Origin of the sequence: Caballeronia sp. LP006 (genome assembly GCF_031450995.1) — a bacterium.
GTDB lineage: Bacteria > Pseudomonadota > Gammaproteobacteria > Burkholderiales > Burkholderiaceae > Caballeronia.
On sequence record NZ_JARTVW010000004.1, the window covers coordinates 955293 to 982231 of the forward strand.

The 26939-nt window shown below is 61.8% G+C and carries 27 protein-coding genes; 16 read left to right on the forward strand and 11 right to left on the reverse strand.

Going from position 1 to position 26939, the window contains the following annotated elements:
* Positions 1 to 38 precede the first annotated feature (38 nt).
* A complete protein-coding gene (locus P9250_RS14470) occupies positions 39 to 1145 on the forward strand; it encodes an aromatic ring-hydroxylating dioxygenase subunit alpha (protein ID WP_244829179.1) in 1107 nt (368 codons plus the stop codon).
* Positions 1146 to 1325: 180 nt separating this feature from the next.
* Positions 1326 to 2195 (forward strand): sulfurtransferase, encoded by an 870-nt coding sequence (locus P9250_RS14475; RefSeq protein ID WP_310393678.1) that lies wholly within the window; start codon positions 1326 to 1328, stop codon positions 2193 to 2195.
* 16 nt (positions 2196 to 2211) lie between these two features.
* On the opposite strand, the gene P9250_RS14480 is transcribed toward P9250_RS14475, so the two are convergent.
* The 3 genes from P9250_RS14480 to polA form a co-directional block, all read right to left on the reverse strand.
* Positions 2212 to 3087 (reverse strand): dienelactone hydrolase family protein, encoded by an 876-nt coding sequence (locus P9250_RS14480; RefSeq protein ID WP_244829177.1) that lies wholly within the window; start codon positions 3085 to 3087, stop codon positions 2212 to 2214.
* Positions 3088 to 3271: 184 nt separating this feature from the next.
* Entirely contained in the window at positions 3272 to 4645 is a 1374-nt protein-coding gene (locus P9250_RS14485; RefSeq protein ID WP_310393681.1) for an NAD(P)/FAD-dependent oxidoreductase, read from the reverse strand.
* A 180-nt stretch (positions 4646 to 4825) separates the two neighbouring features.
* Positions 4826 to 7564, reverse strand: a complete 2739-nt coding sequence (gene polA / locus P9250_RS14490; RefSeq protein WP_310394167.1) for a DNA polymerase I — start codon at positions 7562 to 7564, stop codon at positions 4826 to 4828.
* 1 nt (position 7565) lies between these two features.
* On the opposite strand from polA, the gene P9250_RS14495 reads away from it, so the two are divergent.
* Positions 7566 to 8315 (forward strand): TIGR00730 family Rossman fold protein, encoded by a 750-nt coding sequence (locus P9250_RS14495; protein WP_244829174.1) that lies wholly within the window; start codon positions 7566 to 7568, stop codon positions 8313 to 8315.
* 249 nt (positions 8316 to 8564) lie between these two features.
* Here the strand turns inward: P9250_RS14495 and P9250_RS14500 are convergent, their stop codons facing one another.
* Positions 8565 to 10091, reverse strand: coding sequence for an AMP nucleosidase (locus P9250_RS14500; RefSeq protein ID WP_244829172.1), 1527 nt, complete (start codon positions 10089 to 10091; stop codon positions 8565 to 8567).
* Between the two features lie 219 nt (positions 10092 to 10310).
* Between P9250_RS14500 and P9250_RS14505 the strand changes: the two genes are divergently transcribed.
* From P9250_RS14505 to P9250_RS14525, 5 genes are all read left to right on the forward strand, one after another.
* On the forward strand, positions 10311 to 10709 hold the full coding sequence (locus tag P9250_RS14505) for a hypothetical protein (protein WP_250466513.1): 399 nt from the start codon (positions 10311 to 10313) through the stop codon (positions 10707 to 10709).
* A gap of 112 nt (positions 10710 to 10821) precedes the next feature.
* Complete coding sequence (locus tag P9250_RS14510) at positions 10822 to 11790, forward strand: homoserine kinase (RefSeq protein WP_309850032.1); 969 nt, start codon at positions 10822 to 10824, stop codon at positions 11788 to 11790.
* 15 nt (positions 11791 to 11805) lie between these two features.
* The gene (locus P9250_RS14515) at positions 11806 to 12627 is read left to right on the forward strand and encodes a BPSS1780 family membrane protein (protein ID WP_244829169.1); all 822 of its coding nucleotides are present in this window, start codon (positions 11806 to 11808) and stop codon (positions 12625 to 12627) included.
* 78 nt (positions 12628 to 12705) lie between these two features.
* The gene (locus tag P9250_RS14520) at positions 12706 to 13158 is read left to right on the forward strand and encodes a MarR family transcriptional regulator (RefSeq protein WP_310393684.1); all 453 of its coding nucleotides are present in this window, start codon (positions 12706 to 12708) and stop codon (positions 13156 to 13158) included.
* A 153-nt stretch (positions 13159 to 13311) separates the two neighbouring features.
* Positions 13312 to 13731 carry an organic hydroperoxide resistance protein gene (locus P9250_RS14525; RefSeq protein WP_250466510.1) on the forward strand — a complete coding sequence of 140 codons (420 nt, stop codon included), beginning with the start codon at positions 13312 to 13314 and terminating at the stop codon, positions 13729 to 13731.
* A gap of 121 nt (positions 13732 to 13852) precedes the next feature.
* On the opposite strand, the gene P9250_RS14530 is transcribed toward P9250_RS14525, so the two are convergent.
* Positions 13853 to 14026: a DUF3563 family protein gene (locus P9250_RS14530; RefSeq protein ID WP_244829166.1), complete on the reverse strand. Its 174-nt coding sequence runs from the start codon at positions 14024 to 14026 to the stop codon at positions 13853 to 13855.
* Between the two features lie 140 nt (positions 14027 to 14166).
* Positions 14167 to 15336 carry a PHB depolymerase family esterase gene (locus P9250_RS14535; protein ID WP_310394169.1) on the reverse strand — a complete coding sequence of 390 codons (1170 nt, stop codon included), beginning with the start codon at positions 15334 to 15336 and terminating at the stop codon, positions 14167 to 14169.
* Between the two features lie 335 nt (positions 15337 to 15671).
* Between P9250_RS14535 and P9250_RS14540 the strand changes: the two genes are divergently transcribed.
* Positions 15672 to 16361 carry a phosphatase PAP2 family protein gene (locus P9250_RS14540; protein ID WP_310393687.1) on the forward strand — a complete coding sequence of 230 codons (690 nt, stop codon included), beginning with the start codon at positions 15672 to 15674 and terminating at the stop codon, positions 16359 to 16361.
* Between the two features lie 35 nt (positions 16362 to 16396).
* On the opposite strand, the gene P9250_RS14545 is transcribed toward P9250_RS14540, so the two are convergent.
* On the reverse strand, positions 16397 to 17221 hold the full coding sequence (locus P9250_RS14545; RefSeq protein WP_310393689.1) for a TOBE domain-containing protein: 825 nt from the start codon (positions 17219 to 17221) through the stop codon (positions 16397 to 16399).
* A gap of 194 nt (positions 17222 to 17415) precedes the next feature.
* Between P9250_RS14545 and P9250_RS14550 the strand changes: the two genes are divergently transcribed.
* Together P9250_RS14550 and P9250_RS14555 are read left to right on the forward strand one after the other, a co-directional pair.
* Positions 17416 to 19002, forward strand: a complete 1587-nt coding sequence (locus P9250_RS14550; protein ID WP_310393691.1) for an inorganic phosphate transporter — start codon at positions 17416 to 17418, stop codon at positions 19000 to 19002.
* A 325-nt stretch (positions 19003 to 19327) separates the two neighbouring features.
* Complete coding sequence (locus P9250_RS14555) at positions 19328 to 19486, forward strand: DUF3309 family protein (RefSeq protein WP_244829161.1); 159 nt, start codon at positions 19328 to 19330, stop codon at positions 19484 to 19486.
* A 137-nt stretch (positions 19487 to 19623) separates the two neighbouring features.
* Here the strand turns inward: P9250_RS14555 and P9250_RS14560 are convergent, their stop codons facing one another.
* Together P9250_RS14560 and P9250_RS14565 are read right to left on the reverse strand one after the other, a co-directional pair.
* The gene (locus P9250_RS14560; protein ID WP_250466505.1) at positions 19624 to 19959 is read right to left on the reverse strand and encodes a hypothetical protein; all 336 of its coding nucleotides are present in this window, start codon (positions 19957 to 19959) and stop codon (positions 19624 to 19626) included.
* A 17-nt stretch (positions 19960 to 19976) separates the two neighbouring features.
* Positions 19977 to 20201: a hypothetical protein gene (locus tag P9250_RS14565; RefSeq protein ID WP_250466504.1), complete on the reverse strand. Its 225-nt coding sequence runs from the start codon at positions 20199 to 20201 to the stop codon at positions 19977 to 19979.
* A 274-nt stretch (positions 20202 to 20475) separates the two neighbouring features.
* On the opposite strand from P9250_RS14565, the gene P9250_RS14570 reads away from it, so the two are divergent.
* The 3 genes from P9250_RS14570 to P9250_RS14580 all read left to right on the forward strand — a co-directional run bounded on the left by P9250_RS14570 (position 20476) and on the right by P9250_RS14580 (position 21981).
* Entirely contained in the window at positions 20476 to 20745 is a 270-nt protein-coding gene (locus P9250_RS14570) for a DUF2866 domain-containing protein (RefSeq protein ID WP_244829158.1), read from the forward strand.
* A 67-nt stretch (positions 20746 to 20812) separates the two neighbouring features.
* A complete protein-coding gene (locus P9250_RS14575) occupies positions 20813 to 21250 on the forward strand; it encodes an MbcA/ParS/Xre antitoxin family protein (protein WP_250466503.1) in 438 nt (145 codons plus the stop codon).
* Positions 21250 to 21981, forward strand: coding sequence for an RES family NAD+ phosphorylase (locus P9250_RS14580; protein WP_370652224.1), 732 nt, complete (start codon positions 21250 to 21252; stop codon positions 21979 to 21981). Before P9250_RS14575 ends, P9250_RS14580 begins: the two co-directional genes overlap by 1 nt.
* 4 nt (positions 21982 to 21985) lie before the next feature.
* On the opposite strand, the gene P9250_RS14585 is transcribed toward P9250_RS14580, so the two are convergent.
* Positions 21986 to 23314, reverse strand: a complete 1329-nt coding sequence (locus P9250_RS14585; RefSeq protein WP_250466502.1) for a DNA topoisomerase IB — start codon at positions 23312 to 23314, stop codon at positions 21986 to 21988.
* A gap of 72 nt (positions 23315 to 23386) precedes the next feature.
* On the reverse strand, positions 23387 to 24124 hold the full coding sequence (locus P9250_RS14590) for a metallophosphoesterase (protein WP_310393695.1): 738 nt from the start codon (positions 24122 to 24124) through the stop codon (positions 23387 to 23389).
* A 175-nt stretch (positions 24125 to 24299) separates the two neighbouring features.
* Here P9250_RS14590 and P9250_RS14595 point away from each other — a divergent pair, with 175 nt between their 5' ends.
* Together P9250_RS14595 and glgA are read left to right on the forward strand one after the other, a co-directional pair.
* Entirely contained in the window at positions 24300 to 24953 is a 654-nt protein-coding gene (locus P9250_RS14595; protein ID WP_244829153.1) for a DUF1345 domain-containing protein, read from the forward strand.
* A gap of 325 nt (positions 24954 to 25278) precedes the next feature.
* Complete coding sequence (gene glgA / locus P9250_RS14600; protein WP_310393697.1) at positions 25279 to 26910, forward strand: glycogen synthase GlgA; 1632 nt, start codon at positions 25279 to 25281, stop codon at positions 26908 to 26910.
* The last annotated feature ends 29 nt before the right edge of the window (positions 26911 to 26939 follow it).

A 26939-nucleotide genomic window follows, 5' to 3' on the forward strand; every position in this document is an offset into this window, starting at 1 on the left:
GGGTTGTTCACTGCTTTCACGTCTTAACGGGAGTGGGAATGTCCAATCTGAGCAATGCATTGCAACTGAATGCCATTCACAGTCAGTTGCCAGTCACGGCTTACTTTGACGAAGCGCTTCTTACGCGCGAAATCGAAACACTTTTCAAGCTTGGTCCACGCTACGTCGGGCATGAACTCATGGTTCCCGAAGCGGGAAACTATTTCGCGCTTCCTGGCGAGGGCGAAGGGCGCGTGCTCGTGCGCAATCAGCAGTCGAATATCGAATTGCTGTCGAACGTGTGCCGCCATCGCCAGGCAATCATGCTGAACGGTCGCGGCAGCGCGGACAACATCGTCTGCCCGCTGCATCGCTGGACGTACGATCTGAACGGCCAGTTGCTCGGCGCGCCGCATTTCGCCGACAAGCCCTGCTTGAATCTCGGCGCCACGCCGCTGCAAAACTGGCAAGGCCTTCTCTTCGAGGCCGCGGGTCGCAATGTCGCGGCCGATCTCGCGAAACTCGGCACGGCGCGTCATTTCGACTTTTCGGGCTATATGTTCGATCACGTCGAAGTGCACGAGTGCAACTACAACTGGAAGTCCTTCATCGAGGTTTATCTGGAGGACTATCACGTCGCGCCGTTCCATCCGGGACTCGGCAGCTTCGTGTCGTGCGACAACCTCGAGTGGGAATTCGGCGACTGGTACAGCGTCCAGACCGTCGGCGTGCACAAAAATCTGGAGAAGCCGGGCAGCCCGACGTATCGCAAATGGCACGACGAAGTCCTGCGCTTCCGTAACGGTACGCCGCCCGAATTCGGCGCCATCTGGATGGTGTATTACCCCGGTCTCATGATCGAGTGGTATCCGCACGTGCTGGTGGTCTCGTGGCTGATCCCGCAGGGCACGCAGAAGACGACCAACATCGTCGAGTTCTACTATCCCGAGGAGATTGCGCTTTTCGAGCGCGAGTTCATCGAGGCGGAACGTGCGGCCTATATGGAAACCGCGCGTGAGGACGATGAAATCGCCGAGCGCATGGACGCCGGCCGGCGCGCGCTCATGTCGCGTGGCGAGAATCAGGTCGGGCCGTATCAGAGCCCGATGGAATCCGGCATGCAGCATTTCCACGAGTTTCTGCGGCATCAGCTCGGGGCTATCTGAACGCCGTTCGGCTATCGCGCGGGAATCATGAAAAGGCGGGCTTTCGAGTCCGCCTTTTTGTTTAGACTAGCTGTATCCCCACTTCACGCGCGCGGCGATTGACACGACCGGGCGCGGACGCTTTGCAAGGGATCGGGGTCGCGCGCCGAAGCGCACACTCTGTCCGACACAGGAGCCGTCATGCCGCACACCCACTACACCACGCTCATCTCGGCGACGAATCTTGCCGAACGGCTCGCCGCCGCGCCCGGCAGCGTGCTCGTGTTCGATTGCCGATTCGACCTCGCCGCGCCTGAATCCGGCGCAGCGGCTTATGCCCAAGGTCATATTCCGGGCGCGCACTATCTTCATCTCGACCGCGACTTGTCCGGCGTCAAGACGGGGTCGAACGGACGTCATCCGTTGCCCGAACGCGGCGCGCTCGTCGAAAAACTCGCGAGCTTCGGGCTAAACGAAGGCCAGCAAGTCGTCGCCTACGACGCGCAAGGCGGCATGTACGCGTCGCGTTTGTGGTGGCTCCTGCGTTGGCTCGGTCACGATTCCGTCGCGCTGATCGACGGCGGTTTGCCCGCGTGGGAGGCAGCAGGTCAGCCACTCGATACCGCCGCGCCGCAAAAGACAGACGGCACGTTCAAGGCCGCCGCGCCGCTTGCCGTCACCATCGATGCTCCGGCGATCGAACGCAGCATCGGCACGCGCGACCATCTGCTAATCGATGCGCGCGCCGCGGACCGGTATCGCGGCGAGAACGAGACGCTCGATCCCGTCGGCGGTCACATTCCCGGCGCGCTGAATCGCTTCTTCAAGGACAATTTGACGCCGGAAGGCCGCTTCAAGACCGCGCACGAATTACGCGATGCGTTCGGCTCGCTGATCGGCGCCACGCCCACCGACCGCATCGTGCTGCAATGCGGCTCGGGCGTGACGGCGTGTCATAACGCGCTCGCCATGGAGATTGCCGGTCTGCACGGCGCGGCGTTGTATCCGGGATCGTGGAGCGAATGGAGCGCCGATCCGGGCAGGCCCGTTGCGACCGGCGCGAAGCCTTGAAGCGCGTAAAGCACCGTCACTTGACGCCGTGCTCGCGGAACCACGCGAGCGCGCGCTTCCAGCCATCCTCCGCGTCTTCCTTGCGATAGCTCGGCCGATAATCCGCGAAGAACGCGTGCGGCGCGTCGTCATACACGACGATCTGCGACTCCCGCGCCTTCGGCTGGCCATTCGCCACGGCCTGCTTCATCTGTTCGAGCGTGTCCTGCGGAATGCTCTGATCCTGCCGGCCGTATAGCCCGAGCACAGGCACATTGAGCTCGGCCGCGTTGTCGATCGGGTTGCTCGGCGTGTTCGCCGTCTTGTTCCCCGTGACGCGCCCGTACCATGCAACAGCCGCCTTCACGTGCGGATTGTGCTCCGCATAAAGCCACGTAATGCGCCCGCCCCAGCAGAACCCGGTGATACCTAGCCGCTTCAGATCGCCGCCGTGCTCGCCCGCCCATTTGACGGTTTCGTCGATGTCCGAGATCACTTGCGAGTCAGGCACCTTCGAGACGAGCTGCTCGTTGAGAAGCTGCATGGACTTGTACGCCGAGGCATCACCCTGACGCGTGTAGAGATCCGGCGCGATGGCGAGATAGCCTTGCTTGGCGAAGCGCCGGCAGACATCGGCGATATGCTCGTGCACCCCGAAAATCTCGTGGATCACGATGACGACCGGCAGATGCGTCTTGCCCTTCGGCTGCGCGCGATACGCCGGCACGAGCACGCCATCCGCGCCGCGCACGCCCACGGCGCCGGCTTCGAGACCGGCGTCATCGGTATGAATGGTTTGTGCCGACACGGGCAGCACGCACGCTGCGAAGCCTGTGCCGAAAGCTGCCTTGATGAAGTTGCGACGGTCGAACGGAACGTGGGGAATGAGGCTGTCGACTTCAGGGGTAAGCATGCAAAGCTCCCGCGGCAAGCGCCGGCAGGCGTCGATTCGCGCGGCCGGCGGCATGGATTCTGGAACCGCGCGAGCGTGTTCAAGGCTTCACGACGCGCGGCGCTGTACGACTCCCAAGCGAACGCGCCCGACACATTACAAGGCGCGCCGCTCATTCTAAACAGCTTTGCAGCGTCGATGCAGCTCAGTGCAGCTTGACGCGCGGCGCGGTGGACCGGCGCAGCCAGTGCGCGATGGTGTCGAGCACCATGCGCGCGTAGCCGTGGAGCGCGGCGATATGCAGCCGATACAGCGACATGTACATGAAGCGCGCGAAGAGGCCTTCGATCATCATGTTGCCGCCGATGAGCCCGCCCATCAGGCTGCCGACCGCGCTATAGCGACCGAGCGACACGAGCGAACCGAAATCGCGGTACGTATATTCCGGCAGCGATTTGCCGTTCATGCGGCGCTCGAAAGCCTTAAAGAGAAAGCTCGCCTGCTGATGCGCCGCCTGCGCGCGCGGCGGCACACCGCGCTCGTTGCCGGGCCACGGACACGCGGCGCAATCGCCCAGGGCGAATATGTTGTCGTCGGCTTCCGTTTGCAGCGTGCGGCGCACGATGAGCTGGCCGAGACGATTGGTCGGCAAGCCGTCGAGCTGCGAGAGAATGGCCGGCGCCTTGATGCCCGCCGCCCACACCGTGAGGTCCACGCGAATGGTCTTGCCGCTCGCCGTGCGAATGGAATCGCGCGAGACTTCCGCGACGGTTTCGCCCGTCATCAAGGACACGCCCAGCTTCGTCAATAGCTCGGCCGTCGCGGTCGATACGGTGTCGCGCAGCGCGGGCAGAATGCGCGGCCCCGCTTCGATCAGCACGATACCGATGTCGTGCTTCGGATCCAGCTTGTGCAAACCGTACGCGGAAAGCACGTGCGCCGTGTTGCGCAGTTCCGCCGACAATTCCACACCCGTCGCACCCGCGCCGACGATCGCCACCTGAATGCGCGGCGCGTTCGGCGAACCGAGCGGCACGGGCGGCCCTTCGGAATCGTCGATGCCCGCCGCCACCGCTTCCGGCGCAAAGTGCTCGGCGCGCATGCATGCCGCGATGAGCCGCTTGCGAAAGAGCTCGGCCTGGCCAACTGTATCGAGCGCGATGGAATGTTGCTGCGCGCCTTCGACGCCGAAGAAATGCGTCGTGCTGCCGATGGCAATGACGAGCGTGTCGTATTCCAGCTCGCGCTGCGGCAAGACCTCGCCCGCTTCGTCGTCGCGCAACGCGCTGATGGTAATGCGTTTTGTCGCGCGGTTCAGCGCGATCAACTCGCCCTGCTGAAACTCGAAGCCGTGCCACATGGCCTGCGCGGCGTATTCGAGTTCCTGCGTGAACGGGTCCATGCTGCCTGCGGCCACTTCATGCAGAAGCGGCTTCCAGATATGCGTGGGATTACGGTCCACCAGCGTGACTTGTGCACGCGGTGCCGTTTTACTGTCCGTCGTACCGAAACGGTCGCCGAGACGAGTCGCCAATTCGAGACCGCCGGCCCCTCCGCCGACGATGATGAATCGATGCATAAAGCTCTCCCGAATTTTTCTCCGCACGCGGAGTAATCAACTTACCGAGCCTCGGACCGCACGTACGTTCGACGACATGTCGGCCCGATGTCTCACCTTCCAAAAACCATTCTGCTTGAACGCGCGGCGCACTTGCAATGGCCGGCCTCGCATGTCTGGCATTCAGCGCGCTCTTTTTGCTCAGTGTGCTTCTTCCCAGTTATTGCCGACGCCCACCTCAGCCACGAGCGGCACGTTCAGCTTGGCGACGCCACACATCAATTCGGGTAAGCGCTTCCTGACTTCGGGCAGTTCCTCTTCGGGAACTTCGAGCACGAGCTCATCGTGTACCTGCATGATCATCTTCGCGTGGATATTCGTAGCCTCGATCCAGTCCTGCACCGCGATCATCGACAACTTGATGAGATCAGCGGCCGTTCCCTGCATGGGCGCGTTGATGGCCGCGCGTTCGGCCGCCTGACGACGCGGACCACTGCCGCCGTTGATCTCCGGCAGCCACAGACGCCGGCCGAACACGGTCTCCACGTAGCCGTTCATCTTCGCGGTCACGCGTGTGCGCTCCATGTAGTCGGCAACGCCCGGATAACGCGCGAAATAGCGGTCGATATAAAGCTTCGCCGCGTCGCGCGTGATGCCGAGATTCGACGCGAGCCCGAACGAACTCATGCCATAGATCAAGCCGAAATTGATCACCTTGGCGATACGCCGCTGGTCGTTCGACACTTCGATCGGCGTCACGCCGAACACTTCCGACGCGGTCGCGCGGTGCACGTCCTCGCCTTCCTTGAACGCGCGCAACAACGATTCGTCACCCGAGATATGCGCCATGATGCGCAGCTCGATCTGCGAGTAATCCGCCGATACGATCTTGCAACCCGGCGGCGCGATGAACGCCTCGCGGATGCGCCGGCCTTCGCCCGTTCGCACCGGGATGTTCTGCAAGTTCGGCTCGTTCGACGACAAGCGCCCTGTCACCGCGACAGCCTGCGCATAGTTCGTATGCACGCGTCCCGTCGATGCATTCACCATGCGCGGGAGCTTGTCCGTATAAGTGGACTTGAGCTTCGACAGCCCGCGATGTTCGAGCAGCACCTTCGGCAGCGGATAATCCTCGGCGAGTTTTTGCAGCACTTCTTCGTCGGTGGAAGGCGCGCCGCTCGGCGTCTTCTTCACCACCGGCAGTTCGAGTTTCTCGAAGAAGATCTGTCCGATCTGCTTGGGCGACCCGAGATTGAATTCGCCGCCCGCCAGTTCATAGGCTTCCGTTTGCAAGTCGATCAGCCGTTTGGCGATCTCGTTGCTCTGCGTGTCGAGCTTCGCGCGATCGATCAGCACGCCGTTGCGCTCCATCTTGCGCAACACGCGCGAAGTCGGCAATTCGATCTCGCGATATACCTTCAACAAGCCCTCTTCCTGCACGACTTGCGGGTAAAGCGCCTGATGCAGACGCAATGTGATGTCCGCATCTTCGGCGGCATACTCGGCCGCCTTGTCGAGCGCGACTTCGTCGAAACCGATTTGCGACGCGCCCTTGCCCGCGACGTCCTCGTATTTGATGGTCTTCACGCCCAAGTGCCGCAGCGCGAGGTTGTCCATGTCATGCGGCCGATGCGACTCCAGCACGTACGACTGCAACAACGTGTCATGCTCGACGCCGCGCATGACGATGCCGTAATTGGCGAGCACCTGCTCATCGTATTTCAGATGCTGGCCGACCTTCTTCTTCGATTCGTCTTCGAGCCACGGCTTGAGCTTCGCGAGCACTTCATCGCGCGGCAGTTGCACGGGTGCGTCCGGCCCGCGATGCGCGAGCGGAACATATGCGGCATGACCCGGTTCGACCGAGATGGACAAGCCGACGATTTGCGCGGTCATCGGGTCGAGCGCGGTGGTTTCGGTATCGAACGAAGTGATCTCGGCGGCATCGATGCGTTCGAGCCACGCGCCGAACTGTTCCCACGTCTGCACCGTCTCGTAGTGGTGGACGATCTCCGTGACTTCGGCGGGCGGCGTGTCGGTCGGGCCTTCGACGGCATCCGCGATTTCGACTTCGCGCAGCCAAGTCTTGAAGCCGTGACGCAGGAACACGTCGCGCAACTCGTCACGCGACTCGGGACGGCTTTCGAGCGTTTCGTCGATCGACGCGATCTGCGACGCGAGGTCGCATTCCGTGTGTACGGTAACGAGCTTGCGAGCCATGGGCAGGAAGTCCAGAGCCTTGCGCAGATTGTCTCCTACCGCACCTTTGATCTCGCCCGCATGTTCTACGATGCCATCAAGGGAGTCGTATTGCGTGAGCCACTTGAGCGCAGTCTTGGGACCGCACTTTTCGACGCCCGGCACGTTATCGACCGTATCGCCGATGAGCGAAAGATAATCGACGATACGTTCCGGCGGCACGCCGAACTTGGCGATGACGCCGGCGCGATCGAGCGTTTCGTTGGTCATCGTATTGATGAGGGTGACATGATCCGTCACGAGTTGAGCCAGATCCTTGTCGCCCGTCGAGACGATCACTTTCATGCCGCGCTTTTCGGCCTGAACCGCGAGCGTGCCGATGACGTCGTCGGCTTCGACGCCTTCGATCATCACGAGCGGCCAGCCAAGCGCACGCACGGCGACGTGAATGGGCTCGATCTGCTTCGAAAGGTCTTCGGGCATGGAAGGCCGGTTGGCCTTGTAGTCGGCGTACCAGTCGTCGCGAAACGTCTTGCCTTTGGCGTCGAAGACGCACGCGCTATACTCTGCATTGGTTTCACGCCTAAGGCGTCGCAGCATGTTGATCATTCCATACAGTGCGCCGGTCGGCCCGCCGTCGGGGCCGCGCAGGTCAGGCATGGCATGGTAAGCCCGGTACAAGTAGCTAGAACCGTCGACCAATAGCAGGGTCTTACCTTCAAGACTTCGTTCTTCAGGCATTATGAACAAGAGAAAAGTGATTCCGAGTCTGCGATCGCTCGCAGATCAAGAGCGCGCGACGGCCAAAAAGGCTCGCGCATCGTGGCAGATGTTCACGATTATGGCAGAGTTTATCGAGGCTACCGAGTACCTCTCGGAGATCCGTCCTGCCATCAGCATCTATGGTTCCGCGCGTCTCAAACCCGAGTCGCCGTACTATCAGCGGACCATTGAAATCGCGCAAAAATTCTCCGATGCAGGCTTTGCCGTGATCTCCGGCGGCGGTCCCGGCATCATGGAAGCAGCCAATAAAGGCGCGCATGCGGGCAAGTCGCCGTCGGTGGGTCTCAACATCGAATTGCCGCACGAGCAGTCGGGCAATCAATGGCAGGACATCTCGCTGCGCTTCCGTCACTTCTTCACGCGCAAGGTCACGTTCGTCAAGAATTCGGATGCGGTCGTCGTGATGCCGGGCGGCTTCGGCACGCTTGACGAACTGGCCGAAGTGCTCACGCTCATTCAGACCAAGAAGTCGCGCCACGTGCCTATCGTGCTGGTGGGCGCCGAATTTTGGGCCGGCTTGCTCGACTGGTTCAAGAACACGCTGTTGACCAATGGCGTCATCGGCGAAAAAGATCTTGGACTCATGCAAGTGATCGACGACCCCGATCAAGTGCTCGATGCAGTGCTGCGCTTCTATGAAGATCGCGAAGGCGCGGCAGAGCAACCGGCGGAAGGTAAGTCGGATGAGGACCGGATGTTTTATTTGTGATTCGAAGGCTGTCGGGCGAGCGGAATCGCTATCTTCCCTCTCGCCCTTTCCCCTCTCTCGCCTCATTCACGAGCAGCATCTCTCTGACACACGCCCATAAAGCGTAGTCTTCCGAATCGAATACTGGAGTTTGCCGGCGCCCGCATAGGCGTTCGCTGTCGAGCCGCTGCATGGCGCATCGCAATCTTCAGCCACGCACGAGCCGCCTTGAAGAAGACCGCCCGCTTCGCTTCTTCGCGTTTCGACGTCTCACTGAAACGCCACCTCCGCAAAGCTGCGCAACTTCCGGCTATGCAACCGCGACAGGCCATTCATGCGCAGTAGTTCCATTGCCTTCACGCCGATCTGCAAGTGCTGATCCACTTGCGCACGATAAAACTGATCGGCCATGCCCGGCAGCTTGAGTTCGCCATGCAGCGGCTTGTCCGACACGCATAGCAACGTCCCATAAGGCACGCGGAACCGGAAGCCGTTCGCGGCGATGGTCGCGCTTTCCATATCGAGCGCGATCGCGCGGCTTTGCGACAGCCGCTGCACCGGCTCGCGATGATCGCGCAATTCCCAATTCCGGTTGTCCACACTCGCGACGGTGCCCGTGCGCATCACGCGCTTCAGTTCCACGCCTTCGAGTTGTGTCACCTGCGCCACGGCCTTCTCGAGCGCGACCTGCACTTCCGCCAGCGCGGGAATCGGCACCCACAGCGGCAGGTCGTCATCCAGTACGTGATCCTCGCGCACATAGCCGTGCGCCAGCACGTAATCGCCCAGACGCTGTGTGTTCCGCAAGCCCGCGCAATGCCCGAGCATGACCCACGCGTGCGGACGCAGCACCGCGATGTGATCCGTGATGGTCTTTGCGTTCGACGGCCCCACGCCGATGTTCACCATCGTGATGCCGCTGCCATCCGCGCGCTTCAGGTGATACGCGGGCATCTGCGGCAGACGCGCGATTGGCGCGCCTTCCTCCGGTTGTTCGCCGAGATTGGCGTTGTAGGTGACGACATCGCCCGGTTCGACGAACGACGAATACTCGCTGCGATACGCGCGCGTTTCCTCGTCATCCGCGCGCGACATCAGCGTGCGGCCGAGCTTCACGAACTCGTCGATATAGAACTGGTAGTTCGTATAAAGCACGTAGTTCTGAAAATGCGTGGGGGAAGTCGCCGTGTAGTGCCGCAGCCGATGCAGCGAAAAATCCACCCGCGCCGCCGTGAAGAGCGCAAGCGGATGAGGCTCGCCCGCGGCGGGCTCATACGTGCCGTTCACGATGCGGTCGTCGAGCAGCGCGAGGTCCGGGGTATCGAAGACATTGCGCATGGCGAGCAGGCGATCGCGGTCGAGATCGCCTTCGAGATGGATGCCTTCGGCGAACGCGAAGTGAATAGGAATGGGTTGCGCCGACACGCCCACTTCAATGCCCACATGATGGTTCTTCGTCAAGAGCCGCAACTGCTCGCGATAATAATCGCCGAAGAGATCCGGACGCGTGAGCGTAGTCTCGAAGATGCCGGGCCCGGCGACGAAACCATACGAGCGCCGCGAGTCGATCTGCGTGTTGAGCTCGGTACGCACGCGCACGAACGGATAGCACGCGCGCACGCGATGCGTGAACTGCTCGTTGCGCCGATACCGCGCGAACGCGTCGCGCAGGAAAGCGGTGTTGGCTTCGTAGATGGCGGAGACCCGCGAGACGGCGGCTGCGGGGTCGTCGAATGATTCGGTCGGGAAGTCGTTTGCAGGCGTTCCCTGAGTGGTCTGAGTCCGGTCGTTTGTCATGATCTTGTATGCGTGTCTGATGCCCTCGTAGTCATCGACATTAACACGGAAGCATGCAAGAACCATGAAGCCCCCGCGCCGCGCAAGTGCGTGCGAACACGGCGCGCAACAGCTTTTTGAACGTTCCGGCCGAAATCCGCGAAGCAGCGCAAAATAAGGCGTTGCGCCGGCATGGGGTTCGCGTTTTGCTAGAATCCGGCCATCGCCTGGAGAACTGACATGAAGCCGCTCTATTTCGCCGCCGCCGCGGCCGTCCTTGCCGTCGCAAGTGTAGGCGCCACGGCGCAAACCCTCCAGGCCGAGCAGGCGGGCGCACAGCCACAAATGTCGCAGGAAGAAGCCGCTGGCCTGCCTGATCTGAAGGCCATCAACCGCCCGCCCGCGAACGCGAGTTCGAAGGTCGAAATTTCGCCGCCGCGCATGCCGAGCTTCCACGAACTCAGCACCAACGGCACCGAGATCACCGAGTATCGCGACAAGGGCAAGCCCGTCGAGATCAACGTGCATTCCAACTTCGGCACGCGCTATCAGATGAGTTCGCCTTACGACACCTCGCCGCAAGTCCGCGATAACGGCAAGGCAAGCACGCGCCTGCCATCGGTAAGCGTGCGCTACTGATCCACGGGTCGCTTGCGCCCGCTCGTCTGAGCGGGCATCTTCACGCAGTGCTCACGCGACTGCGCCGTTCACCGGCCCGCCACGGGCTTCTCAACCTGACCCAAGTTTCTGCATGGCCGTATTCACCCCCGTCTCTGACGCCGAACTCGGCGACTGGCTGCAACACTACGATCTCGGCGATGTCGTCGAATTGCGCGGCATCCAGTCGGGCATCGAGAACAGCAACTTTTTTCTCACGACCACGCGCGGCGAATACGTGCTCACGATCTTCGAGAATCTCACGGCGACGCAACTGCCGTTCTATCTCGATCTGATGCGCCATCTGGCGGCGCATCGCGTGCCGGTTCCCGATCCCATGCCGCGCAGCGACGGCTCGCTCTTCGGCATGCTGCACGGCAAGCCCGCTGCCATCGTCACGAAACTCGAAGGCGCGCCGGAACTCAAGCCGACGCCCGCGCATTGCATCGAAGTCGGTCAGATGCTCGCGCGCATGCATCTCGCCGGGCGCGATTTTCCGCGGCATCAGCCGAACTTGCGCAGCCTCGCGTGGTGGCAGGAGAACTTGCCGGCCATCGTTGACTTCCTGAGCGCGCCGCAGCGCGAACTGATCGAATCCGAGCTTGTGCATCAGGCCGCGTTTTTCACGTCGGCGGACTACGCCGCGCTGCCGGACGGGCCGTGCCACTGCGATCTGTTTCGCGACAATGTGCTGTTCGCGCCGGGCCGCGATCACGCACGGCTCGGCGGGTTCTTCGACTTCTACTTCGCGGGCGTCGACAAGTGGCTCTTCGACGTCGCCGTGACCGTGAACGACTGGTGCGTCGATATCGAAAGCGGCGCGCTCGACCCCGCGCGTGTCGACGCGATGCTGCGCGCTTATCAAACCGTGCGCCCCTTCACGCCCGCCGAGGAACGCCACTGGAACGACATGCTGCGCGCCGGCGCCATGCGCTTCTGGGTCTCGCGCCTGTACGATTTTTACCGTCCGCGCGAGGCGCAGATGTTGAAACCGCACGATCCCGGCCATTTCGAACGCATTCTGCGCGAGCGCGTCAAAGCCGCTGCCAGCCTCAATCAGTAACCTTCCACTCTGCTCATGCGACTGATCGAAGTTCCCGCCAAGACCGGCTATGTATGGTTCCGCCAGGGCATCTGGCTGTTCCGCCGCAATCCGTTTGCGTTCCTCACCGTGTTCTTCGCTTATCTGTTCGTGATGACGCTGATTTCGCGCGTGCCGCTCATTGGACCGTTGCTGCCGTTGCTGTTCATTCCGGGCATCGCGGTGGGTTTCATGGCCGCCTGCCGCGACACCATCGCGGGCAAGCCCGTTTGGCCGACCGTTCTCGTCGATGGCTTCCGCTCCTACGGCACCGTGGTCGCGCGCCGTCTGCTCGCGCTCGGCGCGATCTACGTCGTGGCGATGGCGGTGATCTTCGCGGCATCGGCACTGGTCGACGGCGGCACGCTGCTCGGCCTGATGATGGGCGACGGCCCCGCCGGCGACCCCGAAACCGTGGCCGCGAGCTTCAGCCCGCTCGCCGTGCTGGTGGCGATGGCCTGCTACATCCCAGTGGCCATGCTGTTCTGGTTCGCGCCCATTCTCGTTGCATGGCACGACGTGACGCCCGCGAAGGCGCTGTTCTTCAGCCTCGTGTCGTGCTGGCGCAATCGCGGCGCCTTCGTGCTTTACGGCGTGTTGTGGATTGCCGTGGCGCTTGCCGTATCGTTCGGCCTGACCGCGCTGATGCAGGCGCTCGGCGTGAGTCAGGAGATGGCGTTGGCGGTGCTCATGCCCGCGTCGATTCTCGTCACGACCGCGCTCTACTGCTCGTTCTATGCGACCTATCGCGGCTGCTTCGGCGTGCAGTCGCCGGACACGCCGGATATGCCGAATGCATCGGACACACCGGGCATCTGATGCCCCGAATCCTCGCGCGCGAAGCGTTTTCCGTACACTAACGTCATTGGCCGATACGGCCTTTTGCGGCGCCTCGCCATGACCTCGCCCGACGACTTCCCGCTCGAACTCGATCAGCAAATCTGCTTCGCGCTCTATTCGACATCGCTCGCGATGACGAAAACCTACAAGCCGATGCTCGACAAACTCGGCCTCACCTATCCGCAGTATCTGGCGATGCTGGTGCTGTGGGAAAGCGACAATCTCACCGTGAAGGAAATCGCCGCGCGCCTGTCGCTCGATTCCGCCACGCTCACGCCGCTGCTCAAGCGCCTGGAGGCGCAGGGGTACGTTGTGCGCATGCGCGGCGTCGAGGATGAACGGCAGGTGCATGTGCGCTTGACGGCGCAAGGCCGGTCGCTGCGGCAATCCGCGCGTGCCATTCCGCCTGAGATCTTTTGCGCGGCTGGATCGGATGTCGACGAATTAGTGCGCCTGCGCAGCGATCTGGTCAGGCTGCGCGCATCGCTCAACGAGTATCTAGAACGCTGATAGCCATTCCCTAATCGCATCTTGACCAAAATTTAATTTGCACGCTAATAATTATCGCGATATATTTCTATCCGTGGTCGACGCAACGATGACCCGACAGTCAAGTCCAACCCTTCCGCGCCGAACACGGCGACGAATTCAAGGAGAAAAGCGATGAGCATCCTGTACAAGGCAACCGCGACGAGCACCGGTGGACGCGACGGACGCGCGGTGTCATCCGACGAACAACTGAACGTGAAGTTGAGCGCACCGAAGGCCTTGGGCGGCACGGGCGCGGAAGGAACGAATCCGGAACAATTGTTCGCGGCGGGCTACTCGGCGTGCTTTCTTTCCGCGATGAAATTCGTCGCCGGCCAGCAAAAGCGTACGGTTCCGGCGGATACGACCGTCACCGCCGACGTGGGCGTCGGCCCGAATGATGCGGGCGGCTTTGCGCTGGATATCGAATTGCGCATCGCGCTGCCGGGACTTGACCAAGCGGAAGCACAAGCGCTCGTCGATGCGGCTCACAAGGTCTGCCCGTATTCGAACGCGACGCGCAATAACGTCGATGTGCGCGTGAAGCTCGTCTGAGCGAATCGGACAAAAAGAAAATGCCGGCTCGCGAAACCGGCATTTTCTTGGGCGTTGCAAATGAAAAAAGCCGCTGGACAATTCCTGCGGCTTTTTTATTAACGCTCTGAAAGCATACTGCTTAGTTCGCCATCCACGTCGGATGACGCGTGCCAGCACGCTGATCCAGGCGCTTCATGCGATATTCGAGATCGTAAATGTCGGTGGCTTCGGCCAAATAAGCGTCGTCGCGTTCGCGATCACGTTGGTCGGCGGACTTCGTCAGAAACAGGAAAATGCGGCTGAGCAGGAACATGGTGGGCCTCGCTTGGATACTGGGGTAACTACCTATGGATGTAACTATAGGGTAATCCCTGATCCGACGCAAGTCTTATCGGCTAGATTCCTGATACTAAAGACTAATTTGCAACACTTGAAATTGTCGCGCGGACTGCTCTAAGCAACGAAAGCCGCGCGCGCGGACTCGCTGGAACGGCGTTGATGTTTGAAGAACTCCCACATCACGGCTGACGAGTCCGGACCCTTGGCTGAATGGAAAGCCACGGTATCGTCGCCGCCCGCCCACGCGTGGCCCAACCCGCGAACGACCACGCTCTTGACGACGCGTCGGCCATTCTTGAAGTAGTCGCGCACGACGCCATCCGCTTGCTTCTCTTCACGCAATTCGCCTGCGCGCGGAGCACCGGCGGCATCGACGAAACCGTTGAGACGCAAAAATTGTTGCGTCAATTGTTCGGCGTTGGACGGCGACACGACTGAATCCAGTTCGCCGTGAACGATGATCGCCGGCATTCCGGGATATTCGCGCGTGTCGACGGCAGCATCGACGAGCGTGACGGGGTCGTTGCGACTGCCGCGACGCATGACATCCATCGCGCCGATTGCCGAACTTGCCCCGCCGAACACTACCCCAGAGTGCAAGCCGACAGCGGCGAACAGTTGCGGATATCGCACCGCTAACAAGGCGGACATGCCAGCACCCGCCGACATGCCGGCGAGATAGACGCGCTCGGCGTCGAAACCATGCTCGGCGACGACCGCCTTGACCAGCGATACGATCGACGCCGCCTCGCCGCCGCCTCCATTGCCGGACGCGTCGTACCAGCGCCAGCAACGATGCGCATGATCATGCTTAGACTGTTCGGGATACAGCACGGCGAAACCAAACTTGTCGGCGAGAAGATTGAGGCGCGTTCCTTGCGCAAAATCATCGGCATTCTGCTGACAGCCGTGCAACATGACAACGAGCGGCACTCGGTCGAGTTCGGCTTGCGGCGGCGTGTACAGCGCGTACGAAACATGGTTGACGAAGCGTCCACCCGTCGGCGGCGCGGAATGATAGGAACGCATCCACTTTCCCAAAGCCCAAGCGGACGCGCGCGGACGAACTCGCGACTCCCGCGCCGTCGGCTGCGCACCAACGCCTGAGCCACTGCGCACAGTGGCTGCCCTGGTAGCAGCACCCGACTTGAGTTTTGTCTTGACGCTTTTCGGTCGGGCTGGCTTTGTTGAGGGACGCGACTTCGGCACACGCAAGGGTTCGACTTGACTGGCGACCAGGCGTCTCAAGCCACGCAACCAGAGCTTGGTAAGGCTTTTCGACATTTGGCTGGGTCCTCTACAAATAAGCGAATCAGAAGGCACTCTATTTTGATGATGACAAGACGTGCCCCGTTGTGCATCGCACAATAACATTAAAAAGACGGTTTCGAGCGACTCGAAAACTCATTTATCGGGACGAATTGCAGGGCAATCAAGGCGAAAGAGAATTTTTAACCGAAGTTACACGACGTAACTGACATCATCTTTTCGGCCGAGTCGCATAATTAGGGATTGTCCCAGCAGGTATACTCCAAGGTCTTCTCCACGCAGTCGTGACAGCCGGTGCGAGATGCACGCTTCATGTCGCACTGCAGCAACCTCTATTCCCAAGCTCTGCAATGAACCTTGTTCCATCAGCCTCAACCTGGTTTTTCGTTACCGCTTTCGGCAGCGTCGGCGTCATGGCGCCGTTGGCGGTCGTGATTGCGGCGTGGCTCGCCGTCGGCTACCGATGGAAATACGCGTGCGCGTGGCTCGGGTTGCTCGGTGTTGCCAGCGGACTCGTGGCGTTGAGCAAGATCGCGTTTATCGGTTGGGGAATCGGCGTGCGCGATCTGGATTTCACCGGCATCAGCGGTCATGCGTTGATGTCGACGGCTGTACTGCCGGTTGCGCTATTCGTCGCCGCGTTGTCGATGCGCGCGTCGTTGCGCGTCACAGCGATCGTGCTGGGACTTGTTATTGGCGTAATGGTGGGCGTGTCGCGTGTCGTGCTGAACGCGCATTCGATCTCGGAAGTGGTCGCGGGAGGTTTGCTTGGCGCAGTGGTGGCCGTTGCTTTCGCGTGCATCGCGTGGCGGGCGCAAGCGGCGAAAACGCTATCACCGGGACCGGTTGCGGCGAGCCTGGCTGCGGTCGTGATCGCGTTGCATGGCGTGCCGGTGCCTACTCAGCAGTGGATCACGCAGATCGCGCTGGAACTGTCCGGCCACGAGCGGCCGTATATCCGGGCGCGCTGGAAAGTGCAAAACTATCGAATTCCAGCGCGTCGGACCGAGGCGCTGGCGGTACCGTTCGCGGTTGTTTGAGCGGCCGCCTTGAGCAGCCGCACTCTCTGCAAGCTTCAGTCGTTCACACCAATGATCACGCTGGAAGCCTTGATCACTGCAACGGCTTTCTGACCTTCTGCGAGGCCGAGTGTATCGGCGCTGCGGTTCGTGATGATCGCAGTCACGGTGGTTGCGTCGTCCAGCGTCAATGTCACTTCGGCGTTCACCGCGCCCTTCGTCACACTCGCCACCGTGCCACGCAACTGATTGCGTGCCGAAATCTTTGCGGGCGCGTCTTCCATCAGCATGACCCACGACGCCTTGATGAGCGCGAACGCTTCGCTGCCTTCCTTGAGACCGAGCGATTCGGTGCTTTCGTGCGTAACCACGGCAACGATCGTCTGTCCACCCGGCAAGCCCAGTTCGATTTCGTCGTTCACCGCACCGCGCGTGACTTTGGTGACTTTCCCCGCCAGTTGATTGCGTGCACTCGTTTTCATTCCTAGTCTCCCTATGAGTTGCCAGTCGCGGGCGAAGCCTTCCATAGCCATGCCCGCTTGTTGAAGAAACTTGCGATGTTCGCGTTCGACCGCTTGGTAGGTCTCGATGAGACGGCGCGCCGCCGATGTCAATGTGGTTCCGCCTCCGCCCCGCCCACCGCTCGCGGTAATCACGAGTGGCTCGCCAGCGAGATTGTTCATGGTGTCGACCGCATCCCAGGCCGCCTTGTAACTCATGCCGACGGCCTTTGCCGCCGCCGTGATCGATCCGTTATCGCGAATCGCCGCAAGCAGCGCAATACGCGCCGCGCCGCCAAGAGTCGCGTCGCCGCTTTGCAGCCAGACAGCGCCGCCAACTGCCAATGAATCGGCCGTGGCGGAGGGTGCTGTTTCGTTCATCGATTGCCTCCTGCATCGCGTTGCGCATTATATCGGCGCGCGTACACGGCCACGAACGATAGGTCAGAAAGCCGTTTCAATTCATACGAATGCCAATCATTCTCGCAGTCACGAAATCGACACACGGCGAGTGAAACATGGCGCATTGCGCTTTCACCGATTCGCGCAAGCCCCGCTCAAGCCAAGGACGCGACATGAACGACTTTGCTCTTTCTACAGGCCGTCAGGGCCGCACCACCGGGCAACGGCTCGCCCTGCTGCTCTTTCTAATCGCCATCGCGGCAGGCGCCGTTTATTGCGTCACGCATCTTTTCGAAGACCTCTCGCCCGTGCGCGAATCGTCAGCGTTTCCGTACATCCTGCTTGGCATTGCGCTTTTGATCGCGCTCGGCTTCGAGTTCGTCAATGGCTTTCACGATACCGCGAACGCCGTCGCCACCGTCATCTACACGCACTCGCTTACACCGAATCTGGCTGTCGTCTGGTCCGGCGCGTGGAACTTCGTCGGCGTGCTGGTCTCGAGCGGCGCGGTGGCCTTCGGTATCCTGCAACTGCTGCCGGTTGAATTGATCATCGGCGTGGGGAGCTCGCAGGGCTTCGCGATGGTCTTTGCGCTCCTGATCGCGGCGATCATCTGGAACCTCGGCACGTGGGCGCTCGGCTTGCCGTCGTCCAGTTCGCATACGCTGATCGGCTCCGTGATCGGCGTCGGGCTGATGAACCAGATGCTGCACGGCGCGAACGGAACGTCCGGCGTCGATTGGGCGCAAGCGACCTCGGTCGGCAAGTCGCTGCTGCTTTCGCCGCTGGTCGGCTTTATCGCCGCGGGCTTTTTGCTCTACGTGATGAAACTGGTCGTGCGCGTGCCCGCGCTCTACAAGGAACCGGAAAAGAACACGCCGCCGCCCTTCTGGATTCGCTGCCTGCTGATTCTCACCTGCACGGGCGTTTCGTTCGCGCACGGCTCCAACGACGGCCAGAAAGGCATGGGCCTCATCATGCTGATTCTGATCGGCACGGTGCCGACCGCCTACGCGCTCAACAAGGCCGTCACGGCCGAGGAAACGCAGACCTTCCTCTCGGTTAGCCACAACGCATCCGAAGTGCTGCAGCGTTACGCCGATGGCAAGCCTGCCGCCACGGATTCACGCGGCGCCGTCGAGCATTACGTGCAGACGAAGACGCTTGCGCCGGACACGGTTCCGTCGCTGAAAAATCTGATCGATTACATCGATGCGAAAGTGCGTCCGAGCGAAACCATCGCCAATTTGCCGCAGGGAACGGTGCGCAACGTGCGTAACGACATGTACGTGGCATCGGAAGCGCTGCGTCTGATGGAAAAGCAAAAAGCGCCGGCCTTCACGAAGGACGATTCCGCCGTGCTCGCCAACTACAAGGCGCAGATCGATCACGCCACCAAGTTCATCCCGACCTGGGTGAAGGTTGCGGTGGCCGTCGCGCTCGGGCTTGGCACGATGGTCGGCTGGAAGCGCATCGTGGTGACGGTGGGCGAGCGTATCGGCAAGACGCATCTGACATATGGACAAGGCGCTTCGGCGGAACTGGTCGCGATGCTGACCATCGGCGCCGCCGACGTTTACGGCTTGCCGGTGAGCACGACACACGTGCTGTCGTCGGGCGTCGCGGGCACGATGGCCGCGAACGGCTCCGGTCTTCAATGGCGCACCGTGCGTAGTCTCGCGCTGGCTTGGGTGCTGACCTTGCCGGTGTCGATCATCCTCGCGGGCGGACTTTTCTGGGCCTTTCGCGGTATCTTCTAAGCGTTTGTTTTCGCATCCGTTTCGCATCCCTTCCGCATCCCACGCAATTGCACGGCGCAGAGTCCGATCCGCGCCGTGCAAGTTTTGCCCACCCCCATCTGCATCGACTCCCTTTTCGACAATCCGCTTTAACCGCGCAACCGTTCGATTGCGCGTCTAGCCTTTATCCATAAGCCTGAGCCGCTGCGGCACAGCTATTGCTATTCACCACTCGTCGATCGCAACCCGACCGGCTGGCGGCCGAAAGCCGCCACTCGACGTGTCGCTGCGTGGGAGACCATGGCGGGGCCGGTTCAAGGCGATCTTTCGATAAGGAGAAGACAAAATGACGATCGGAACCATACTGCTGATTATCCTGATCTTGCTGCTGGTGGGCGCGATCCCGTCGTGGCCGCACAGCCGTAGCTGGGGTTACGGGCCGAGCGGTATCTTGGGCATCGTGCTGATCGTGGTCATCGTGCTGTTGCTCATGGGTCGCATATAACCGCCTGAACGGTTTGCAAACAACGTTCGAGACAGACCGCAAAACAAAAGGGGCGCTCAACCAATGTTGAGCGCCCCTTTGCTTTTGTAGCGAATCGATTTAAACCCGCGACTTAAACCCGCGATTAAAACCCGCGTTCAAACCCGCATGACCTGTCCGTTTGGTTCGATCTTGCGCGGAATCACCGGTTCTGCCGGCTTGCGCGATGACGATGACGCCGACGGCCTGCTTGGAACAGCCGCAGCACCCGCCGATTCGACCGTGCCTTTATCCGCCACCTGCTTGACGGCCGTGGCGCCTTTGCGTTTCTTCTTCGCCGTGCTCTGCGCGGTGTTCTGCGTCGGCACACGCGCCTTGTTCTTGGATTTCGTGGTCTGGACCTCAGGCGGATTCCAGACTTCCGTGTAACGCTCGGCAGCAATAGCCGTGGATGAACCGAGCAAGACAGCGATGGTAAGCAATGCGAGCTTCAAGAGGTCCGCTCCGTGAATTAGTGATCCGCTCTGCGCGAGAGGATGGCGTCGAGCGACCGCTCGGAAGTGTCCAGTTCCAGCAGCGCGGCGTCCAGTCGGTCGAGCGCGCGGGCGGCGAACTGGCCGTCTTGTTGGTCGTCCGGTTCGACGCGCGTGGCGTCGAAAGCCGCGTTGACGGCGCGTGTCGCGCGCATGAAACGTTCGAGCGCGGCGGCTTCGAGCGACTCGTTGCGTGGGTTCATCGGCAAACTCCTTGTTGCGGACAAGCTGTACGAATATACAGTAACGCGGCGGGATGCAAAACACTCCGCACACGGCGTGGCAAAAATGCCAAACATCGCTTGACCGCCGCGCGACCGCCGTTTCTCACGTTTGAAGGCGGCATTTCGCCGCGTGCATGTCGACAAGCATTCGCGTTAAGCCGCGCTTAATTTTTGACGCACAAACTCCAATCGCGCCCGACCCAGCGCCGCCTTCAACCGTTAGGCGACGAGCCGATCAGATGAGGAATGTGCCATGCCCGCCAATACCGCCGCGCGTCAGTCATTTGCCAACATTGCATCGACGATGCGCAAGCAGTCCGCGCTCAAGCTTCAGGAATGCCGCCTGTCGGAGCCGGTCGAACCGCCGTGGGGAACGGCGTATCGGACGATCGAATGGTCGCTGAAAAGCGATCCGCGCGTGCAGCGACGGGTGGTTCCGGCCGACTGCACCGCCTCCGAATTGGCTGAAACACTACGGTCGCACGTGCCCGGCCGGTGCTACGGCCCATCGGACGAAGACTAAAAACGCCTTGTATTAATCCAGAAATGGACTATTATGAGTCTCAAGTTCCTTTAGAGACTCAAAGATAATGCCATCTGCTGCACGAATCGCCTCGCCGGAGAGTGGGCTTCCGCCGCCGCGTCTGGCTCCCGGCTTGGGCGAGCTATCCGCTGCCGGTCTGCGCGCTTTTTTGAACATCGCGCGGGACTGGTCGCTATCCATCGAAGAGCAGATCGTTTTGCTCGGTTCGCCGGGCCGCTCGACCTTCTTCAAATGGAAGAACGCGCCCGACTCGGCGCGGCTCACGCGCGACACACTCGAACGCCTTTCGCTGATTCTCGGCATCTACAAGGCGCTGCAGATTCTGCTTCCTGAGCCGGCCGCCGCCGATACCTGGATCAAACGCCCCAATACCGCGCCGCCGTTCGGCGGCAGACCTGCGCTTGCTCGCATGCTGGCGGGCAATATCAGCGACCTTCTGGCGGTTCGGCAATATCTGGATGCAATGCGAGGCGGATGGGCGTGATCGAAAACAAGGATGTGATTCAAGCCGCGGACTGGCGTACACGCTGGCCGCACGGCCAACTGGACTGGTCGCCGGCGTATCGGGTAATACCCACGCGGTTTCCCGCCGTCAATCTGTTCGATCGCGTCGCGCGTCCGGAAGACTTCGAAGCGCTCTACGCGCTGGAAGCGATGACCAACGACCGCCTGCGTACCGAAGTCGGCGATCTCGATCTCGTTCCGCCCGACGAGCGCTGCTTCGGGCCGGGCTGCGGGCCGATCATGGCCGCGTTCACGCATCTGAACCCAAATGGCAGCCGTTTTTCCGACGGCAGCTACGGCGTGTTCTATTGCGGACGCGAACGGCAAACGGCTATCGCGGAGACGCGCTATCACTCGGGGCTATTTCTCGCAGCAACCAAGGAAGCGCCGCTTCGTCAGCAGATGCGCCTGTACACGGTGATCGCGCATGGCGAAGTAGTCGATCTGCGTGGGAATCGCATCGCGGAAGCGGGACTCGACGCGCGCATCCTCGATCCCGACGACTATGCGCCCGGCAAGGCGCTCGGACGCGCTATCCGGGCGGCGGGCGTGCCGGGCATTGCGTATCCGTCCGTGCGGGATACGCAGGGCGAATGTCTCGCCGCGCTGCACACCACGATGCTGCGCGACTGTCATCACGCGGCGTACCTGGAATACAACTGGAACGGCGAGACAGTCGACTATGTGTTCGAGTTGAATCAAGTGGGCTAGCGAATCAACTCATCGCCACGGCGGCCGGCGACCGCGTACGCGCGAGCTTCTTCGCGGCCGGCCGCGCCGCTTTCGGCCGAGTCTTGCGCGCCACGGTAGATACCGCTTGCGCCGCCGCGCTCTTGCCGCTCGCCTTCAAGCCGCCCGCACGCGCCTTTTTGCTCGATTCGGCGAGAAGGTTGGTCAGCCGCGCATCGTTCGGAACGGTACCTTTGCGGTTTTTGCGCGCGGCTTCGCGGGCGCGACGCTTCGCATCCTTTTCGAGGAAGATGGCAAGCGCAGCTTCGTCGGTCTTGAGGCCATGGCGACGCGATGCCGGCATCGATTCCGCCAGTTCGCCCGCTTCGAACGCCTCGATCACCGCCGGATGCACATAGCACTTGCGGCACACCGCCGGCGTATTGCGCAGCAGTTGCGACACTTCCTTGATGGTCCCGACGATGTGCTTGCGCGCCTCCGTCACCGTTTCCCATTGCAGCCGCCGCAGCGCCGCGAGCGCGAACACGCTGCCGGCCCACGTGCGATAGTCCTTCGCCGTGAAATCCGCGCCGGTGATCTCGCGCAGATAATCGTTGATATCGGATGAACTCACCGCGTGGCGCTCGCCATCGGCATCGAGATATTGGAAAAGGTCTTGCCCCGGCAAATCCATGCAGCGCTTCACGATCTTGGCCACGCGCGCATCGCTGACGGAAACGTCGTGCTCGATCCCGCTCTTGCCGCGAAACCGGAAGCGCAGCGTCCCCGACGACACCTTCAAATGGCGCTTGAGCAGCGTCGTCAGTCCATACGACTGGTTTTCCCGCGCATATTCCTCGCTGCCAACGCGCACGAGCGTCGTATCGAGCAAGCGCACGACCGTCGCGAGCACCTTGTCGCGCGGCATGCCGTCGAGGGCAAGATCGCGCGTGACGCGGGCGCGCAGCTTAGGCAGCACCGCGCTGAACGCGAGCATGCGCTCGTATTTGGTGGCATCGCGCGTTTCGCGCCATTGCGGGTGATAGCGATATTGCTTGCGACCGCGCGCATCGCGGCCGGTGGCTTGCAAGTGGCCGTGCGCGTCCGGACAGATCCAGACATCGATATAAGCGGGCGGAATGGCCAGTGCGTTGATGCGGCGGATCTCCGCTTCATCGTCGATACGCTTGCCCTGCGTGTTGAAGAAGGCGAATTTCCCGTCGATCCATTCGCGCGTGTAGCCGCGACGCGAATCGTCCACATACCGAAGTCCGGGCGGCAGATCTTCGGGACAGCCTTGCGCGCCGCTGCCCGTAAGCACTTCGGCGACGCTCGCGCCGCCGCCTGCTTCATTACTTTTCGCAATCCGCGCCACGTCTGCCTCGCTTGTCTGCTCATGTCGATGGCAGGCTATCGAGCAACGTGCGTGCCTCGGGCACGTGCGCGATCAGGGCAGCGCCAGCTCCCGCGCGCCTTCGGAGGCGGCCCAGCGCTCTTTGACCGACCAGCGTTCATCGGTGCCCGGCTGGACGATGGTCAACCGCCCTTCCGATGCGAACGCGCCGGTATCGATAAAGATCTGCGCGCCGACTTGCTTGACCACGCGCTGCGGCGTGTGTCCGCAGTACGTGGGCGAAAGTCCGCGCTGGCGCGCCGGGTCCACGCTGCCGAGCGCCAGGCCGCGGCCCCAAAGCATGTCGGTACGTGCCTGGTCGGAGAAATCGGCGGTGTCGAGATCGGCGTCGCTGCCGAAAAATTCCGCGTGCAGCACGTTGAAGCGCCGCGCCCCGCTGCCGACTATTCGCACGAGCGGCAGCCTCGCCAAACGAATCGCGAGCGCTTCGAGCTTATCGTGCCCGAGCGTCTGCGCCCACGCCCCGCCAATGGCATACCACGCCTCGCGGCGCATGGTGCCGGTCGCGACCGCGATCAGCGATTCCTCGTGATTGCCCATCACCGGATAGAACCACGGCTTGTCGATCAGGTCGATGGCGGCGAGCGAATCCGTGCCGCGATCGATCAGATCGCCGACCGAGAACAGCCGGTCGCGGGCGCCGTCGAAGCCTATCTCGCGCAGGAGATAGCGCAGCGCGTCCACGCAGCCGTGCAGGTCGCCGACCACGAAATCGCGGCCAGTCTCGTTGGCTGGGTGCCGGCAAACGGCAGGTAAAGTAGGACCATTCATTCGAGCGATCTTAGCGTCAGTTAAACGGGGCGTGTGCGGCGTGGGTCGCTTTCATCACGCAAATGACGGTTGGAATACCGGTTCCCGGAATCTGCGTCACTCAAGGCTGGCTGAAAGGCGCATCGGCAATAATCGCTGCGAACGTCGCCCGCGCTCACGCCAACGCAAAAAGACAATGATCATTCTCCCAACCGTTTTGCGCAACCGCCCGCGCGCCCTGATCGGCCTTCTGGTCGGCATATCGGTCAGCGCGCTGATTCCCCTCGACGTCACGCCGACCGTGCGCGTCCTGATTGGCTGGGACACGGCCGTGTGGCTTTACCTGCTGCTCATCTGGATACAGATGGCGACCGCGGACCAGAGCAACGTGCAGCAACTCGCCGAGCGCGAAGACGAAAACGCGGCCGCCGTGCTGATGATCGTGAGCGTCGCGGCGCTGGCGAGTCTGGTCGCCATCGTCGTGGAATTATCGGCGGCGAAGAGCATGGGCTCGCACGGGCTGCCGAAGTATTTGCTGACGGGCGCGACCATGCTCGGCGCGTGGTTCCTCATTCCGACGATGTTCACGCTGCACTATGCGCGCCACTACTATCGCTCGACCGAAGGCGAACCCGCGCTCCGATTTCCCGACCGGCATCTGAAGCCGGACTACTGGGACTTGCTGTACTTCTCCTTCACCATTGCGGTGGCATCGCAGACTTCCGATGTCGTCGTCTGCTCGAAGAGCGCGCGCAAGACAGCGCTCGCGCAATCGGTGCTTTCGTTCTTCTTCAATCTCGCGGTGCTCGGCCTCTCGGTCAATATCGCGGCGAGCATGGTCGGCGGCTGACGCATCCACGCAACGCGACTGTCACACCTTCCAAATAAGCTGACCGCACGCCGCATGTAAAAACGCGGCGCGCGGCGCTGTCACTTTTACACGGCTCGAAATCCAGGGCTTCGGGCGCCTTCAAGTCTGCTCATTCGCGACAAAGGCGGAAATGATCGTGGCGATACGCACACGTTTCGTGCGCGCATGGCACGGCGATTGCTGCACTGCGCCAGTGAATTAGATAGAAACCCTGATCAGCACCGCGAATGCGCGGCCCGGTATCCCGCTCTGGCATCGAAGAGCGCGAGGCCATCGCCACGCGACTTCCGCACTGGAGCCTACTTTGCCCTTGAACGTTCTGCTGGTCGCCTCCGAGGCCGTGCCACTCGCCAAAACCGGCGGTCTCGGCGACATGGTCAGCGCTTACGCCGCCGCGCTGCGTGAAGCCGGCGTCGATGCCACCATTCTCCTGCCCGCTTATCCAAACGCCATCGCCCAGGCGACCGATCTCGTCCGCGTCGCGGTGCTCACAGGCTTGCCTGGTGGCGACGCGACGCTCATACGTGGCCGCATGCCCGACACCGGCGTGCCGGTTCTGATGCTGCGCTGCGACGCGCTCTATGCCCGCACGGGTCTGTATCAGGACGCGCAAGGCCGCGATTATCCTGACAACGCCGTACGCTTCGCGACGCTTTCGGCCGCCGCCGTGCGTATCGCGCAAGGTATCAAGGGTGTGAAAAAGCCCGATATCGTCCATGCGCACGACTGGCACACTGGCCTCACGCCGCTCTTGATGAAAGATGCGGGCGTGCACGCGAAAAGCGTATTCACGATCCACAATCTGGCATTCCAGGGCAATTACGCGCTCTCGCTTGGTGCGTCGCTCGGCGTGCCGCAAAAGTGGCTGGCAAATGCGTTGACCGATCCGCAAAGCATCGAGTTCTATGGCGCGCTCAGTTTGATGAAAGCCGGCATCGTCCATAGCGACAAAGTGACGACCGTCAGCGAAACCTACGCGCGCGAAATTCTGACGCCGCGCTTCGGCCATCTGATGGAAGGCGTGCTGCAAAGCTGTAAGGACAAGCTGTCGGGCGTGGTGAACGGCATCGACGAAGAGACGTGGAATCCGGCTAGCGATCCGCTGATCGAGCGCAACTATTCCTTCGACGATATGCGCGGCAAGCACGCTTGCAAGCGGACCTTGCAGCGCATGTTCGGCCTGCCGGTCGATCCGTTCGCGCCGCTGATGGCAATCGGCAGCCGCATGACCGGTCAAAAGCTCGCCGATGTCGTGCTCGATGCACTGCCGCGTCTGCTCGAAAAGCATCCGCGTCTGCAACTCGCGGTGATCGGCAAGGGCGAATCGCACATCGAGAAAGGTTTCAGGCGGCTTGCGCAAGAGTTTCCCGATCGCGTGGGTGTGCGGATCGGCTATGACGAGCGGCGCGCGCATGCACTGCACGCGGGCGCGGACATTCTCCTGCATGGCAGCCGCTTCGAGCCTTGCGGCCTCACGCAACTCTACGCGATGCGCTATGGCACCCTGCCCGTCGCGTCGCGCGTGGGCGGTCTGGCGGATACCATCGTCGACGCCGCCGAAGCCGCCGTGCGCGAAACCGTCTATCTGCGCGACGGCACATACGACACGCCGATCGCCATCGAGGAAACGTCGGCGGCGCCGACGGGCTTCCTCTTCGAAGGCGAATCCGCGGAAGATGTCGTGCAGGCCGCGAGCCGCGCCATCGACGCCTACATGCGCCCGCAGACCTGGCGCGAACTTCAGCGCAACGCCATGTCGTGCGACTTCGGCTGGCGCGAAGCCGTGGCGAAGATGGTTGCACTCTATGTCGATCTCAGCGGCCTCAAGCCGAGCAAGACCGCCTTGCGTACCCGCCGTATTGCCGATGCCGCTTCGCAAGCCGCGCATCCGGCCATTCTCGAGACAGCCGAGCGCCTCGTCGCGCGCACTGCCTGAGCCCAAGCCTCGAAGCTATTGCACGGCAG